The following is a 15,480-nucleotide window of genomic DNA, read 5'->3' on the forward strand; positions in this document are numbered from 1 at the left end:
TGTAACGACTCGAAAACACGAGCGTCCATCAAAACAGGAACGGCCCATTGGGGGACTGAGCATCGCCCCAGAATCGCGCCCAAATCTCGTTGCCATGCAGGTAGTAGACGGCATCGCCGTGCAGCCGACTGCGACCATTGCCACTGGCGCGTGGGTAATCAGCACCGGTCTGGTCAGCGCTTTCGGTAATCAACGCGCCAGCTTCGTTTAATTCCGCTTGCTCCGCGGAAAGCCCAGTCACAGAGAATAAGTGTAGACCGGAATCCTGCCATTCCCACTGCTGTTCATAACGGGAAACGGGAATCGTAAAACGCAACTCGTCATCATTGGCACGAATAAAGTTAAACGCCTGCAAGTCGGACAAAGCCTCACTACGGCCCCCGGTTTCCAGAGTAGCCACGCTTCGCGGGTTTTGATCGTCCCGCACATCAAAAAGTTCCACTTTTACGCCTGTAAACCTGCCGGTGTCCTCCGAGGCCGAACGCCCGATGGAAACGAGGTAATTTCCATCTATGGGGTGGAGGTAATCCGAGACACCGGGGATTTCCAGCTCCCCCAACACTTTCGGTGCCAGCGGGTCTCCCACATCAATCACGTACAATGGATCCACTTGTCTGAACGTGACGATATAGGCCCGGTCCCTCAAAAAGCGTACCGCGTAAATGTCTTCCCCTGGCTTACCGATCCGCGCAGTGTGGGTGTCATTAGGCAGGCGCGCCACCACGGCAAGTTCCCGCTCGGCTTGGTCGTTCTCATGGAGAATATGCAGAGAATGGACCAAGTCGCCAGACTCGTCCCTCCCGCTTGTGACCATGCGTAAAAAGCCCTCTTGCTCATCCATTCGAAAGGCCGGGTCGGTACGGCCCAATCCGCCTGGCACCAAACCGGTGCCACGATATTCAATCGCGCCATCGTTTGCCGCAAACTTGTGCACGGCGGTTTTGCGCTCGTCCCAATGTCCCCCTTCGGCCGCCAAGTAGACATTCTCCAGAGACATATACACGCCCGCGAGCCTCGCATTGACACAGACCGCCCCCAAACGCTCACGAGTCTGGGTATCAAACGCGCTGACAGTAACAATATCAGCGTAACCTTCATCGGGCTCGAGCGCTTGTGGCAGGTAGCATTCGCCTTCTGTCACCAGGGGGCGGCGCTCTGCGCCATCGACTTGGTAGCGCGGCAGGAGGCTCTCCAGACTCGCCCCTTGGATCAGCCTCTCATTTTGCGCTTGCGCCTCATCGTCATTTGGATAACGCGTCATCCCATCAATGGCGGGGCGCGTCCGGGAAACCAGATAAAGAACATCGCCCACTTTACGGCTGTTGAGCAAGGTGCCCTGAATATCCACCGCCCCGGTCAGGGTGGGGTTGGCGGGCGAGGTAACATTCACCCACTCCACCCGAGTCCGGCCCTGGTATAACGCAATCTCCGGCATGCTGGCCCACCCCCAGCCGCCGTAACTCATTCGGCTGTCACTCAGCGCCAGAACCGACTCGGCAGCACCCTCTTCATCTCGTTCAAGATACAGCTGCGAAAGCACTAGTGGGCTGTCCTGGTCGCGAACAAAATCGTATTGCGCCAGGGGCTGAGCGCTCGCCTCTTGGGGTTGGGTGCGGTAGATGCTGAGGGACTGAGTCATCGGCGGTTCGGGTACAGAGTCCTCCATCCCTCCATCCGAGTCCTCGGAAAAGGTCTGGGGAGAGTACCGCGGCGACTCAGCCACAAACAGGTGGCGCCCGTCATACTTGAGGCGATCGGCCTCATCCACGCCCTCAACATGGATATTCGTCTGTGAGTAACTAGAGCCACTATCGTCACCCGTCACTTCCGGCGTCGGCGAGCGACTATTGTCGGCGCTTTCCTCGGCAACCGGGTGATCCACGCTCCAACCCGCCTGCCCCAGGCTCAGCCGAAGGCCATTGCGCAAATACGCCACCACCTCCTCGGGTTGGTGTTCGTTGGTCAGGGGCTCCAGCGCCGGGTCATCCCAGCGCAGCTTGCTATAGTCGATATCATAGCGGCCCCGCGGGGGTTCGGAGTCCCCGCTTGAGCCTCCGCAGCCCGACAGCAAAGGGACCGACAACAAGGGGAAAGAAAGGCCGAGTAGGGAGAGCGTTAGGGAGCGGTTGCGCATCGCGAGTCCATCCTCAAAGGGTTAACGTCCAAACGCCGGGCTGGTGTCCAGACACGAAGGTTTATGTCATCATTCACCCACTCTACGGCGCCACCACCGTGATTTCTGTTGCGCATCTGCGAAAGAGTGTAATTTTCTGTAAGCCATGGCCATTGCACGGGCGCAGCCTTACAGCTTTTTACAGACTCTCACAAAGCGGTGACGGCTTTGCGGCGCGATTCCCGGCACAATAGGGGAAATGAACCGCCGAGAACGAGCGCCTATGAGGGCCGCCAATGAAGATGGCTGGCGCGCCCCGGCGCCCGATCCTCGAATAACGATGACGCTTTGATCATGCCCCATACGCTATTGAGACAGTTTCTACTTTCCCCCAACGCGATTCTCGCGGCTTGTCTCGCGCTCGCGCTGTGGCATCAACCGCTTGGCGCCACCCCCCACAGTGGCTGCACCGAGGCCAATGATCGGTGCGTAGCGGCGGGAACCTGGGAGTTTCAGGTCGCCATCGGTGCTGGCGTGCGCACCAACCCCATTGCCTCGGCCGACGACATCCCCCTGGTGCTGATTCCGCAGCTCACCTACTACGGCAAGCGATTCTTTCTCGACAACCTGGACCTGGGCTACACCTTGGTGGATCGACCGAGCTGGATGTTAAATGCACTGGTGACCGCCGGCGGCGACGGCCTTTACTTTTTTGAGGACGACTGGGGGCGCTTTTTCCTGGACGGGGGCCTGGCTACACCCACCAACGGCTTCGTGAGCGACTCCCCCGAAATGCCGGCAAGAGATTACGTGGCAGACGACGGTGGCAGCTCCGACCCAGTGGGGGATGGAAGCGAGGACAGCCCGGCCCGGGAGGAACCTCAACAGGCCCCGCTACCGGAGCTTCGAGAGAGGGATATTGCCGCTCTGGCAGGCCTGGAAAGCTCGGGCCAAATGGGCCGGTTCGAGTGGCAACTACAAGCTCTATCCGATGCCAGTGGGGTGCACGACGGCCAAGCGCTTCGCTTCGCCCTCAGCACCGCCACCCAGGCACAGGAACACCATTTGGGCATGAGTGTGGGGTTTAACTGGAAAAGCGCCGAGGTGATGGAATACTATTACGGCGTCACCCAGGGGGAGGCCGGCACCGCTCGACCCGCTTATCAACCCGCCAGCGGTACATCACCGTTTGTGCGCTTGAGCTGGACGCGACCCACCGGCCAACACTGGCGCTGGCTTGGCAGCGTTCAGTACGAACACTTGAGCGAGGCCATGCGTCACAGCCCCCTGGTCGACCGCAATCAGGTGATGCAGATATTTTTCGGGGGCGTGTACCATTTTTAGACTCGGGCAACTGAGGTACCGAACAACCAAACACATCGCTCTTCAGCCCCTTCTGGCGCTGGTCGGTTCCCTTGTGGCCACCACCGGCGCGGCCGCCGAGCCCAAGCTGGACTTAACCCCCAGCGTATGTGCCCTCTCCGCCAACCAGGCGCGCTGTGAAGAGCGGGTAGATATCCAGTGGCAGACCGGAGAAACCCAGGCCCTGTGTCTGTTCGTAGACCGGGAAAACGAGCCCCTCGCCTGCTGGGAGAAGAACGATCAAGGCCAGTACCGCTATCGGGCCGACACCGATGAAAGCCTGCAATTTCAGCTTCGGCGCACCCTCGATGGCGAGCTTCTGGCCAGCGAATTGTTTGAGGTGATTCGCGAATACACCGAGTTCCGCTCGCGCCGCCGAAAACCCTGGAACTTTTTTTGACCCGGAAACCCCCAAACCCGAGCCCGGACGCCCTATGCAACAAATACTGCTCGCCGAAGACGATCACCGCTTAGCCAACCTTGTGCGCGACTACCTCAGTGACAACGGCTTTCAAGTGGCCATTGAAGACCGGGGGGACCGAGTCCCGGAGCGGGTCCGCCAACTGCAGCCGGATTTACTCATCCTGGATATCATGCTCCCGGGCAAGGACGGGCTAACGCTCTGCCGCGACCTGCGTCCGACCTTCAAAGGTCCGATCATGATGCTCACCGCCCGCAACGAGGACGCCGATCAGATTCTCGGGCTGGAATTCGGTGCCGATGACTATGTGATCAAGCCCGCCGAGCCGAGAATTCTCCTCGCCCGCATTCGGGCCCTGCTTCGCCGGGTAGAACCCGCCGCGCCCAGCACCCCTCAAACGCTGAGCTTTGGCTCCCTTGAAGTCCATAGCGGCTCGCGCCGGGTGCAGCTCGAGGGCGAGCCGGTCAAACTCTCCAGCCATGAGTTCGACTTGCTCTGGTTGCTGGCCCAGCGGGCCGGCGATGTGGTGGGCCGGGACTTTCTGTTCCGCGAGCTGTACGGCCGACCCTATGACGGCATGGACCGCACCATTGATGTGCGGGTCTCCCAGTTGCGCAAAAAGCTGGGCGATAATCCGGACAACCCCACCCGAATCAAAACCATCTGGGGCCGGGGCTATCTGTTTATAGCCGACGCCTGGGGCGAGGCTTGAAGCGGGCGTTCCTATCGCTCTACCTACTGATTGTGCTCGCCATTCTCGGGCTTGGCTGGGCATTGGATCAGCTTTGGAATACTTATCAGACCGAGCGTGAAGCCCAACCCCCGGGGGCCACACTCACCGAAGTGCTCCAGTTGGCCGGAGCCGAGCGGCCCCTGCCTGAAACCCGGGCCTTGGTTCACGATGTTGCCCGCCAGGGCTTGGCCGACGTCCGGCTGATTCCACTGGAGGATATCTCCGGTGAGCCCATCAAAAAACGTCTACTCGCCGACGAAGCGCTTTCCTTCGAGGACGCGAACGGCAACCTGTATCACTACCGCAAGCTTAAGAAGGCCCCTTACGTCCTAGTGTTGGGGGAGGTCACCCCAGAGGCCTCGCGTCGACTTGAATCGCTCCTCGCGCTGGTGTTTTACGGCGCGCTGGCCGCGGTGGTGTTCTTCTGGCTATGGCCCCTAACCAGGGATTTGAGCCGCCTGGAGCGGCATGCGCAGGCTCTGGGACACAACCCGGAGGCGCCACTGGTCACCCTAAGTGGCCACTCGGCGGCCAACCGACTGGGCCAGGCCTTCAACCAAATGGCCCTGCAAATCCGGGAGCTGCTGCGCTCACAACGGGAAATGACCCACGCCGTCTCCCACGAGCTGCGCACCCCTCTGGCGCGGATGAAGTTCGCCCTGGAAATGGCCGAGGCCAATGGCGACCCAAACAACCTGCAACGCAAACTGCAAAGCGTACGCGCCGACGTGGCGGAGATGGATCAGCTCGTGAACCAGCTGCTGCACTACGCCCGCTTCGAAACCCGGCCTGACCTGCTTCTAACCCCGGGGGACATGGCAGCCCTGGTCCACGACCTCTGGCTGCGGTTGGGCGGCCACCTGCCTCAACCGCCACAACTTTACCTGCACTCGGAGGAACTGACCCAGCCGGTGGTGTGCGACTGGTCCCTAATGGAGCGTGCCTTACACAACCTGATTCAGAACGCTCTGCGCTACGCCCACCGCCGGATCGACATTACCCTTGAGGCCCGGCAGGATGAGTTTTGGGTCACGGTGGAAGACGACGGCCCCGGCATTCCCGAGGAGGAGCAAGAACGCATTTTTGAGTCTTTCGTTCGCCTGCGCGAGGCGCCCGAACATCACAGCGCCGGCTTTGGTCTGGGGCTGGCCATTGTCCAGCGGGTAATGAACTGGCATCTGGGAGACGTGCAGGTAAACACCGCCCAGAGCGGCGGCGCCCGCTTTACGCTGCACTGGTCCGCTCAAGCGACCGACGTCGATTAGATCCTCAGTTCCCTGCGACCGAGCCCAGCGGCCCGCTATGATATAGTGCCGGGCCTATACTCCCCCATAGATGGCCGTCCCAAACAGTGGGTTCGGCACATCCGCCACCACGTGACCCATACCACCTGATGCGAGAGGCGCAGTAATGATGCAAGCGTTGATCAATGCCGAAGTGTTCACCGGCGAGCAGTGGCACGAGGGGTTGGCGGTCCTGGTGGAAGGGGACCGAATCCGCGCCTTAGTCGCACTTGAGCAAATCCCGGGAGAGGCGGAGCGCATTGACCTGACCGGCACCCGGCTGGTACCCGGGTTAGTAGACACCCAAGTCAATGGTGGGGGCGGCGTACTGTTTAATGACGCCCCCACCGTGGAAACCCTGGAACGAATAGGCCAGGCTCACGCCCGCTATGGCACCACCGGCTTCCTACCGACCCTGATTAGCGACGACCTAGCCGTAGTGGAGCGCGCGATTGACGCCGTTCGCCAAGCGATGACTCAAAAAACCCCCGGTGTATTGGGCATTCACCTGGAGGGTCCCTTTCTCAACCCCCAACGCAAGGGCGTCCACGATGACCAGAAGTTTCGGCGTCTGACGCCCAATGCAGTAGAGTTGCTTGCCTCACTGGAGACCGGCTTTACCCTGGTCACGCTGGCGCCCGAGCGAACCACGCCCGAAATGATCCGGCAGTTAACCGAGCGCGGCGTTATGGTAGCCGCGGGACATACGGCCGCCGACTACGACCAAACTCGCGCCGCCCTGGCGGCGGGAGTACGCAGTTTTACCCACCTGTTCAACGCCATGACGCCCATGACCAGCCGCGAACCCGGTGTGGTGGGCGCCGCGCTGGAAGATGAAAACAGTTGGTGCGGCCTGATTGTGGACGGGCATCACGTGCACGCCACCACCCTGAAGGTGGCCATTGCCGCCAAGGCGCGGGGCAAAATGATTCTGGTAACCGACGCCATGCCCACTGTGGGCGCCGAGGACAAACAGTTTACCTTGAAGGGGGAAGTCATTCGGGCGCAAAACGGCCGCTGCGCGACTGCCGAGGGCACCCTCGCCGGCTCAGACCTGGACATGCTGGCGGCGGTGCGCAACAGCGTGAGCCAGCTGAAGCTGCCGTTGGGTGAAGCGTTGCGGATGGCCAGTCTTTACCCTGCCCAGATGCTCGGGCTGGAGCATGAGCTGGGGCGGCTGGCGCCGGGCTACCGGGCCAGCCTGGTGGCGGTGGATGAGAAGCTGAACCTGCGCGCCAGCTGGATTGATGGCGCGCGCCAACTCTGAGTGCTCACGAGCCGTTCAACAGCGTCACCCGCAAGCATGTCGGTAGCTTTCAGCCACCCGCTACTCAGAAGCGTAGAGCCTGTTCCTGAGTACCGGGGCCGCCGCCCGCACCGACGTCCGGCCGGCCGCCGCACTGCGGCACAAAATCAGGACACCCACCCTTGGCATTGGCCGGTAGCTCCGACAACCGCAGGGAACTGGCCTCCAGTTGCTCCTGGCCGGTTAACTGACCTTCCACCTGGACCTGGTCGCCCCGGCGGAGCTCGCTCAGAAGCTCCGCCCCTTCCGCACCGTTCAACCAGACGGTTACACCCGTCACGCGAATGCTTTGATTCTCTGGATAAATCGCCGTTACCGGTCCTCTGATCTCAATCCTTTGGTCCGCGGGCTCCAAGCGCTTAATGCGGGTCACCACCAGTTCTTCGCCCCGGTAGAACGCAAACACCTCCACCGCATCCCCCGCTCGCAGTTGCGAAAGGTTGAATTCACTGTGGCGCCCCCGCCCGGCGGCGGCATCTTCAAACGCCGTCAGGTCGGTGACGTGGTAGGCGCGTCCCATTAGGGTCACAACGCCCGCCTGCTCCTCCACAGCGCCCACTTCCGTGCGTATGCGGTTTACGCCGTTACGCAACACCCGAAGCTGTTCGGCCATTAGCACCCCTTCAACCATCGTGCCTTTCACAGCCACTCTGACTCCACTGGACAGCGCTTCGGTGCCGTCGAGCTCCGCCTCGGAGGCGTTCACTCGGACACCGGCAACGTCAAAGTCACCAATAGTACCGAAGCGGCCAACAACCCCTTCCTGGGAAAGCGTTGTACCGTCTTCAAGTTCTGGACGGCTGAGGATCGACACGGCTTCGGCGGCTAAACCGTCTTCGTTTAAAACACCCCCGCTCACACGAACCTTGGTGCCCTCGGCCAATTCACCCCCAGTGATATCCGAACCCGAAAAGCTCACCCACAGATCGTTGATCAGGAAACGCTGTGTCTGCTCATCCAGCGCTTCCACGACACCGACCACTTCAGGCGTCACTGATTCTGCGGCACTGACGCGGGAGGCCACCAGGCGGTCCGAGTCATCAACGTGGCCGCTGACATCGATACCGACCCCTTCTGACAGAGCTTCAAAGGCCACACCGTCAAACTGAATATCATCGTAAACAATCACCGTCTGCCCCAGCACCTTTAGCGCTTTGCGGGCATCACTGGACTCGGTCACGCTCTCAATTGAGCCTTGCAACAAGCGGGTGTACCGTACTTCATCGGCCACGGCCTGGTCACCGTCCAGCTCGGCCAGTTCGACATCCACCACCATGCCAAGCTGGATATCTTCCACCCCGGCCGGCGCGCCATTCACTGAAACATCCGCGGTATCGATTTCAACATGGACGCCGTTCACATAAATACTACCGTAGGCCGTCACACTCCCGCTCACCACCGTGGCGGGGCTGCCCGTCCCCTCAATACCGGCCACCGAGTCGCTGTCACCCAGACAGCCCCCGAGAAGCATTGCCAGCAGCGGCGTGGCCAGGTGTCTAATTGGTCTCATGTCTCTTCTCCGCGCGTTGCTTCGCTAGGCTCTTCAAAATAATAGAGGCCAATTCCGGCCCTGACCGTACGGGGACTCTCCAGCTCCGGGCCTTCAATCCGGCTCTCCCGCTGCGTATGCTCCCGGTCGCTATCGGCCAGCCAGTCATTCACCTTTAGCAGAAACTCCTGCCCCTCCCGGGCACTGCGCTGGCGTATCTGTTCCAACAGCGCTTCAGGGATATGAGTATAGGACACGGTGCGCTGGATAAAGGGAGCCGGCCCTTCCTTGGCAATATTGTGGTCCATGGTGCGCATCAGGTCCGCCGCCGCCGTTCCGAATATACGGATATTCTCCTGCATATCCTCCACGGGAATGTACCCCCGGGCAAGCAACGCCACCGTCTCCCCGTCGCGGGTCACCGCCTTGATCCGTTCCAGCTCGTCCAACAGGGCACGCACCGGCACATCGTGACTGTACTCCTGCACTAGGCTTGAGAAGGAGGGGCTCGCGGTGTTGGCCTCAATCGGAAGCGTGGCGGGTTCGCCCTCGGCCGAATGAAAGCGCACGTCGTTCAGCCAGGCGGTGATGACCCGTGCCGCCGGGGTCGGTTTCTCCGCCGGGGCATCCGATAGAGGGTGGGGGCGGTCCTGCAGCTTGGCAATGTCTTTGCGGTTGATACCCGTCAGTACGGCCATTCGCGACAAACTCTGCTTACGCCCCGGGATCGCAAAGTCTTCCCGCGCCGTATCGACATAGACATGGCGGGCGATGTCGGCAAACAAGCGATAGGAAACGCCATGGCGCAGCAGCAACCGCACCATGGGACGCAACATCTTGTAGAGGGCTCTGGCGAGCGCCCGCTGGGTTCTGTCGCTCATGTTGGGATTATAGCGTCAAATTTTTCATAAAAATACCGAAATCGCTATTTACAATTATTTTTTTGGGACTATAGTGTCAAATATGGATGATTACGAGGGATCCGAAACGCCCTCTAAAGTGTGGTCTCTTCTAAAAGCCGCGTTTTTAGAAGAAAGCTGAATATCAGTACAAGCGTGCTGAATGGCCGGACTTAGACCCTAATGACATCCCAATGAGGTAAGTTATGAAAACGTTTAAAAAGCATCCACTCCAGCTCCTGATCGCCTCTTCCCTGACGGCCCTGGTCGCCTGTGGTGGAAGCAGCAGCGATTCCGGCGGCACCAACGACTCCAGCGACACTACCGGCAGTTTTAACTTGGCCGTGACCGATGCGGCGATCGACTCCGCCAACCACGTCTTTGTGGAATTCAGCGGTGTCTCCATTCAACCCGCTGATGGCGAGGTGATCGAATTTACCTTCGAGGAAGCCAAGCAGATCGACCTGCTCGCCCTGCAGGGCTCCGCCTCGCAAGATCTGGTAGCCGGCGAAGAAGTCCCCACTGGCGACTACGAGTGGATTCGCCTGCATGTAAACGCCGAAGCCGACGGTGTGAGCGACTCCTACATTGAAATGACCGACGGCAGCCAACTGGAGCTATGGGTTCCCAGCGGCAGCCAAACCGGACTGAAACTGGTCAGCGGCTTCACCGTCACCGCCAACACCGGCGCGGACTTCACCATCGACTTTGACTTGAGAAAGTCCGTGGTTCTGCCTCCCGCCCAGCAAATTGGCGGCGCCATTCTCAAACCCGCGCTGCGCCTGATCGACAATACCGCCTCCGGCACCATCAGCGGCTCGGTGGACGGCACCCTGATGAGCGAGCAGTGCGCCGACCCGGCCACTCAAACCGGCGCGGTGTATGTCTTCACCGGCGCGGATGCCACCGTCAGCGATGTGCGCGGCACCGAGTCCGACCCGATGACCACGGCACTGGTGAGCGAAGTGGAAGGCGGTTATGGCTACGAAGTGGGCTTTCTTGATGAAGGCGATTACACCCTGGCCTACACCTGCGGGGCCAGCGCCGATGACCCGGAAGCCGAAGACAGCCTGACCTTCGTCGGCACCGCCAACGCCACGGTAGAAGCCGACACAACGACAGAAGTGAATTTTGCCTCGGACGCCGAAGCCAGCGCCGACGCTCTATAGTTTTTTTGGCCTGACGCGCCGCTTTTGCCGCGAGCCCCTTGTGGACTCGCGGCTTTTTTATGCCTGTCAGATGGGTAGGTTGAAAGTATCAACCGGTTCAGACCAAGGCGTGCTGCTGGCGGGCAAACAACAGCGCGCCCTCCTCGGGCGGCCCTTTTGGTGGCGTCAGTTGCGCGGCAATGTCGGAGGCGAGCCAAGGCGTCAAACGTTCGGCCATGCCGCCGATCAGCGCCAGAGCAACGGGCCCATAAGCGAGCAGCTTCCTAGCCATTTCGCTGATGTAGCTCGCGCCGTCTTCCACAATTCGCAGCGCCACGGAGTCTCCAGACTCCGCGGCGGAGAATACCAAGGGCGCCAACTTGGCATACTCGCTGGAAGCCCGGCCGGCCATGCGTTCCACAATCGCCACCCCACGGGCTTGGAGCTGCTCGGCCAGAGACTCGGTAAGCGCCGTCGGCGGCCCCAGAGCATCCGAGGCCAGCAGCACCGCTTTGATGGCCTCCAGGCCCATCCAGGCCCCGCTGCCCTGGTCGCCACAGGGGAAGCCGTGGCCGCCGACCAGGAGGTCGGTACCGTCAGTTCGCACATAGCCACAGGACCCCGTGCCGGTCACAATCACCGCTCCGTCATCCCTTTGGTGGGCGCCGAGACAAGCGACTCGTAAATCCGTGGTCAGGTACAGGGAGGCGAACGGGTGAGGCCAATCGCGAATCGCTTTGTACAAGCTGGGGAGATTAACGCCCGCCAAGCCCGCCCCAACCACCAGGCGGGCCAGGGCGCTTGGCGGCAGGCCCGCATCCTCCAGCGCGCGGCAAGCGGCGCTTTCGATGGAGTGCAGTGTTTGCTCCAGCCCGTGCAGCGGGTTGGCCGGGCCGGCCAGCGCCGAACCCAACACACAACCTTCGGCCTCCGCCAGGGAGGCTCTACACTTGCTCCCGCCACCATCAATGCCTAAAAAGTAGTGCTCATTGGCTGGGGCACTCACCATAGACGACCTCATTGTTGAGTAAATACGAGCGGCAAGCCAGTTAACGCCGCCACGAGACACAAAAAAACCGGCCAAGTATCACCTGGCCGGTTTTCGCCGAAAAGCGCGAGTCACTATTCCGGTTCGGGCAGCGCCTCCAGTTCGGACTTCAGCGAGCGGAGCGCCTGCTTGACCTGCCGGTGGTGCTCCGGGCCAATCCGGATCATGAGCTTCTGCAGGTCTGACAGCGCTTCCAGTTCGGGATCGCGGTATTCGTAAAAGACTTTGGGGCGATGTAGCCGAATATCTTCCGGAGGCTCCGGCGCCGCCAGCAACTCATCAATGGTATTGATCACCAAGTCGTGGAACTTGCCGCTATTAGCCCCGTGCTCATCGTAGGCCTCTTCCAGTAACGGGCGATAGCGCTGGTACCAGGAAGCCAGCGCCTCCGGCTCACTTTGGGTAAGCAGGGCCACATAAGGGTCATAGCGCCGATAGTTCTCCTCCAGCAGCCGGTACTCCTGCTCGGCCTCGGTGCGAGCCTCTCCCACCTTGGCCACCGCCAGCGGGGGCGGCGGAGAGACCACCGGGCGGTACTCATGGACCACTTTGCCTTCCTGAGCCGCCGCAACGGCCCGGACCGCTTTGCGAACCAACTCTTCATTCACCAGCAGGTTGTCCACCTGTTCATTGTCGGTGGCTTCTTCCAACGACTCCAGCACCGGCTCGTCACTCTCATCCAGAGGCGGGAGCGGTTCCGGCTCTGGCTCTGGCTCTGGCTCTGGCTCGGGCGCCGGTTCGGGTTCAGGCGCTGGTTCCGGCTCGGGTTCGGGTTCAGGCTCAGTGGTTGGCTCAGGGGCTTGAACCGGTGCGGGTTCCGGCTCCGCCGGTTCCGCCTCCTCATTGCGACCGAATAAATACACGCTGAGGGCAATAATCACAATTACCACGACCACTACCAGCGCAATAGTGACCACCGGGCCCCGCTGGTTCGATTGTTCTTCCGTATTTTGCTGCTCGTCGTTCGCCATTTTCCAACCCTTTTCGTCAATGCTTGCAGTTCCATACTACCAGTCTTATGGACTGGCGGTGTCCGCTACCCGTTCCACTGTACTTTTTTATTTGTAGCACAGTATCCCTCCCACCTCTACAGCCTGGCACCGACAAAATCATCAGGGGCCAATTGCCGCGCCCAAATCATCGGACGACACTTCGGGCTGGTCACGCCCGCCCCATGTCTTTATAATGCCGGCCTCCCTACCCGGGCCCTTAGCTCAGTTGGTCAGAGCAGTCGACTCATAATCGATTGGTCGCTGGTTCAAGTCCAGCAGGGCCCACCATTTCACTGCCACCTCGGCCTTTATTTGTTCTTGACACCATAAGCTACCCGTTTAGGCCAAACTATGGTGGGCTAGCACCCCCCGAAATGTGGATTTAGCCGACTTTTTGAGCTTTTATCCCCCTATATACACGGCGTGGACGCCTGCCCTAACTATCGCGGCCCCTCGAGGCCACAATACCGCCGACTCCCTTGCCGCGACCCCATAGTAGGACCTGCTCGACAAATTAATTCGAGCTCCATTTCAGAGACGCCCCCAGTCCCGGACAATATGGGATAACGATTACTTCAGATGCTTCGCGTGAAAGCGCAAATGGTCTTCGATAAACGTCGCGATAAAATAATAGCTGTGGTCATACCCCGGCTGCATGCGCAGCGTAAGGGGTGCGCCCGACGCTTCCGCCGCCGCTTTTAAGGTCTCTGGCTTGAGCTGCTCGTGGAGGAAATTGTCCGCCTCGCCCTGATCCACCAGAATGGGCAACTTACTGCCCTCCTCTTTCAACCATTCGCTGGCGTCGTACTCGCGCCACAAGCCTTCATCATCCCCCAGGTATTCGGTAAAGGCCTTTCGACCCCAGGGGCAGTCCATGGGGTGGCAAATGGGGCTGAAGGCGGAAATCGAACGATAAATATCCTGGTGGCGCAAGCCCATGACCAGGGCCCCGTGTCCGCCCATGGAATGGCCCGCAATAGAACGCTCGCTGTTAATGGGCAGCTCGCGCTCAATCAACTGAGGCAACTCCCGGAACACGTAATCGTACATGTGGTAATGCTTTTCCCACGGCTCCTGCAGAGCATTGACATAAAAGCCGGCCCCCAGGCCCAGATCAAAAGCCCCGTCGGGGGCATCCGGTACCTGCTCGCCCCGGGGGCTGGTGTCCGGCGCGACAATCGCCAAGCCCAATTCATTGGCCACGCGTTGCGCACCGGCTTTCTGCATGAAGTTTTCATCGGTACAGGTCAGCCCGGAAAGCCAGTAAAGCGCCGGCACCTTACCCTCTTCGGCCGCTTGAGGTAAAAACACCGCAAAACGCATGGTGCAGTTGAGCACCTCGGATTCATGGGTATACTGGCGATGCCACCCACCGAACGACTTGTTGTTGCTTTGGATTTCCAGTGTCATAACGCCTCCTCCTTAAAAGTGAATCACACTGCGAATGCTCTCGCCTTTGTGCATCAGATCAAAAGCATCGTTGATCTTCTCCAGCGGCATGGTGTGGGTAATAAAGTCATCAAGCTTGAACTCGCCGCGCATGTATTGATCGACAATGCCGGGCAGCTCCGTGCGGCCTTTCACTCCGCCAAAGGCGCTGCCCCGCCACACCCGGCCGGTTACCAGCTGGAACGGACGGGTGCTGATTTCCTGACCGGCGCCCGCCACGCCAATAATCACGGACTCGCCCCAACCCTTGTGACAGCACTCCAGCGCCGAGCGCATAACATTGACGTTGCCGATGCACTCAAACGAGTAGTCCACCCCACCGTCGGTCAGCTCGACTATCACCTCCTGGATGGGCTTGTCATAGTTTTTGGGGTTAACGCACTCAGTGGCGCCCAGTTTTTTGGCCAGGTCGAACTTGCGCTCGTTGATATCAATGGCAATAATTCGACCGGCCTCGGCCATGGTCGCACCGATAATGGCAGACAACCCGATGCCCCCCAGCCCGAAGATGGCGATGGTCGCCCCCGGCTCCACTTTGGCGGTATTCAGCACCGCGCCCATGCCGGTGGTGACGCCGCAGCCGAGCAGGCACACCTCTTCGAGCGGCGCTTCTTTATTCACTTTTGCCAGAGAAATTTCCGGCAGCACGGTGTACTCCGAGAATGTCGAGCAGCCCATGTAATGGTGAATGGGCTCGCCGTCTTTATAGAAACGGGAAGTGCCATCGGGCATTACTCCCTTCCCCTGGGTCGCGCGGATTTTCCCACAGAGGTTGGTTTTGCCGGAGCGGCAGAATTTACACTCACCACACTCGGGGGTGTAAAGCGGAATAACGTGGTCGCCCACTGCCAGACCGGTCACGCCTTCGCCGACCTGCTCGACGATGCCACCCCCTTCATGCCCCAAAATAGCCGGCCAGTTGCCTTCCGGGTCCTCCCCGGAAAGGGTGAAGGCATCGGTATGGCAGACACCGGAGGCCACCACCCGCACCAGCACCTCCCCGGCTTTGGGAGGCATAACCTCCACGGTTTCGACAGACAAGGGTTGCCCCGGCCCCCAGGCCACGGCCGCACGTGATTGGATCATGAACATCTCCTTCATTTAACAATGCGTCAAGTGTAGCGGTTAAAACCCGAGAAAGCCGACTCATCGGAGCGGGACGTAGGTACCCTGAGGGCTAGGGTCCATCTCCCGGCCGCTTCCAATTTTCGGGTTCACGAAGTCAGGGGATACGGCG

Annotated in this window: 13 protein-coding genes and 1 tRNA gene; 7 read left to right on the forward strand and 7 right to left on the reverse strand. The window is 60.2% G+C overall.

Annotation, left to right across the window (positions count from 1 at the left end):
- Nucleotides 1-28: 28 nt before the first annotated feature.
- Nucleotides 29-2,134, reverse strand: a complete 2,106-nt coding sequence (locus AAE514_RS14160) for a beta-propeller domain-containing protein (protein WP_347332206.1) — start codon at nucleotides 2,132-2,134, stop codon at nucleotides 29-31.
- A gap of 333 nt (nucleotides 2,135-2,467) precedes the next feature.
- Here AAE514_RS14160 and AAE514_RS14165 point away from each other — a divergent pair, with 333 nt between their 5' ends.
- From AAE514_RS14165 to nagA, 5 genes are all read left to right on the forward strand, one after another.
- Nucleotides 2,468-3,457, forward strand: a complete 990-nt coding sequence (locus AAE514_RS14165; protein WP_347332207.1) for a MipA/OmpV family protein — start codon at nucleotides 2,468-2,470, stop codon at nucleotides 3,455-3,457.
- 73 nt (nucleotides 3,458-3,530) lie between these two features.
- Nucleotides 3,531-3,875, forward strand: a complete 345-nt coding sequence (locus AAE514_RS14170; protein WP_347332208.1) for a DUF3019 domain-containing protein — start codon at nucleotides 3,531-3,533, stop codon at nucleotides 3,873-3,875.
- A 34-nt stretch (nucleotides 3,876-3,909) separates the two neighbouring features.
- Nucleotides 3,910-4,608: a winged helix-turn-helix domain-containing protein gene (locus tag AAE514_RS14175; protein ID WP_347332209.1), complete on the forward strand. Its 699-nt coding sequence runs from the start codon at nucleotides 3,910-3,912 to the stop codon at nucleotides 4,606-4,608.
- Nucleotides 4,605-5,894: an ATP-binding protein gene (locus AAE514_RS14180; RefSeq protein ID WP_347332210.1), complete on the forward strand. Its 1,290-nt coding sequence runs from the start codon at nucleotides 4,605-4,607 to the stop codon at nucleotides 5,892-5,894. The genes AAE514_RS14175 and AAE514_RS14180 overlap by 4 nt, the downstream gene beginning before the upstream one ends.
- 145 nt (nucleotides 5,895-6,039) lie before the next feature.
- The gene (gene nagA, locus AAE514_RS14185; protein ID WP_347332211.1) at nucleotides 6,040-7,179 is read left to right on the forward strand and encodes an N-acetylglucosamine-6-phosphate deacetylase; all 1,140 of its coding nucleotides are present in this window, start codon (nucleotides 6,040-6,042) and stop codon (nucleotides 7,177-7,179) included.
- 64 nt (nucleotides 7,180-7,243) lie between these two features.
- Here nagA and AAE514_RS14190 read toward each other — a convergent pair whose 3' ends face one another.
- Together AAE514_RS14190 and AAE514_RS14195 are read right to left on the reverse strand one after the other, a co-directional pair.
- Nucleotides 7,244-8,728 carry a DUF5666 domain-containing protein gene (locus AAE514_RS14190; RefSeq protein WP_347332212.1) on the reverse strand — a complete coding sequence of 495 codons (1,485 nt, stop codon included), beginning with the start codon at nucleotides 8,726-8,728 and terminating at the stop codon, nucleotides 7,244-7,246.
- The gene (locus AAE514_RS14195; protein WP_347332213.1) at nucleotides 8,725-9,588 is read right to left on the reverse strand and encodes a DUF6502 family protein; all 864 of its coding nucleotides are present in this window, start codon (nucleotides 9,586-9,588) and stop codon (nucleotides 8,725-8,727) included. Before AAE514_RS14195 ends, AAE514_RS14190 begins: the two co-directional genes overlap by 4 nt.
- A 224-nt stretch (nucleotides 9,589-9,812) precedes the next feature.
- On the opposite strand from AAE514_RS14195, the gene AAE514_RS14200 reads away from it, so the two are divergent.
- Entirely contained in the window at nucleotides 9,813-10,775 is a 963-nt protein-coding gene (locus AAE514_RS14200) for a DUF4382 domain-containing protein (protein WP_347332214.1), read from the forward strand.
- 97 nt (nucleotides 10,776-10,872) lie between these two features.
- Here AAE514_RS14200 and nagK read toward each other — a convergent pair whose 3' ends face one another.
- Together nagK and AAE514_RS14210 are read right to left on the reverse strand one after the other, a co-directional pair.
- A complete protein-coding gene (gene nagK / locus AAE514_RS14205; protein ID WP_347332215.1) occupies nucleotides 10,873-11,763 on the reverse strand; it encodes an N-acetylglucosamine kinase in 891 nt (296 codons plus the stop codon).
- 113 nt (nucleotides 11,764-11,876) lie between these two features.
- Nucleotides 11,877-12,773: a DUF3014 domain-containing protein gene (locus AAE514_RS14210; protein ID WP_347332216.1), complete on the reverse strand. Its 897-nt coding sequence runs from the start codon at nucleotides 12,771-12,773 to the stop codon at nucleotides 11,877-11,879.
- Nucleotides 12,774-13,005: 232 nt separating this feature from the next.
- Here AAE514_RS14210 and AAE514_RS14215 point away from each other — a divergent pair.
- A tRNA-Ile gene (locus tag AAE514_RS14215) sits at nucleotides 13,006-13,082 on the forward strand.
- A 282-nt stretch (nucleotides 13,083-13,364) separates the two neighbouring features.
- On the opposite strand, the gene fghA is transcribed toward AAE514_RS14215, so the two are convergent.
- Nucleotides 13,365-14,204, reverse strand: a complete 840-nt coding sequence (fghA, locus tag AAE514_RS14220) for an S-formylglutathione hydrolase (protein ID WP_347332217.1) — start codon at nucleotides 14,202-14,204, stop codon at nucleotides 13,365-13,367.
- A 12-nt stretch (nucleotides 14,205-14,216) separates the two neighbouring features.
- The gene (locus AAE514_RS14225; RefSeq protein WP_347332218.1) at nucleotides 14,217-15,329 is read right to left on the reverse strand and encodes an S-(hydroxymethyl)glutathione dehydrogenase/class III alcohol dehydrogenase; all 1,113 of its coding nucleotides are present in this window, start codon (nucleotides 15,327-15,329) and stop codon (nucleotides 14,217-14,219) included.
- Between the last annotated feature and the right edge of the window lie 151 nt (nucleotides 15,330-15,480).

It is taken from the genome of Marinimicrobium locisalis (assembly GCF_039822625.1).
Classification (GTDB): Bacteria; Pseudomonadota; Gammaproteobacteria; order Pseudomonadales; family Cellvibrionaceae; genus Marinimicrobium; species Marinimicrobium locisalis.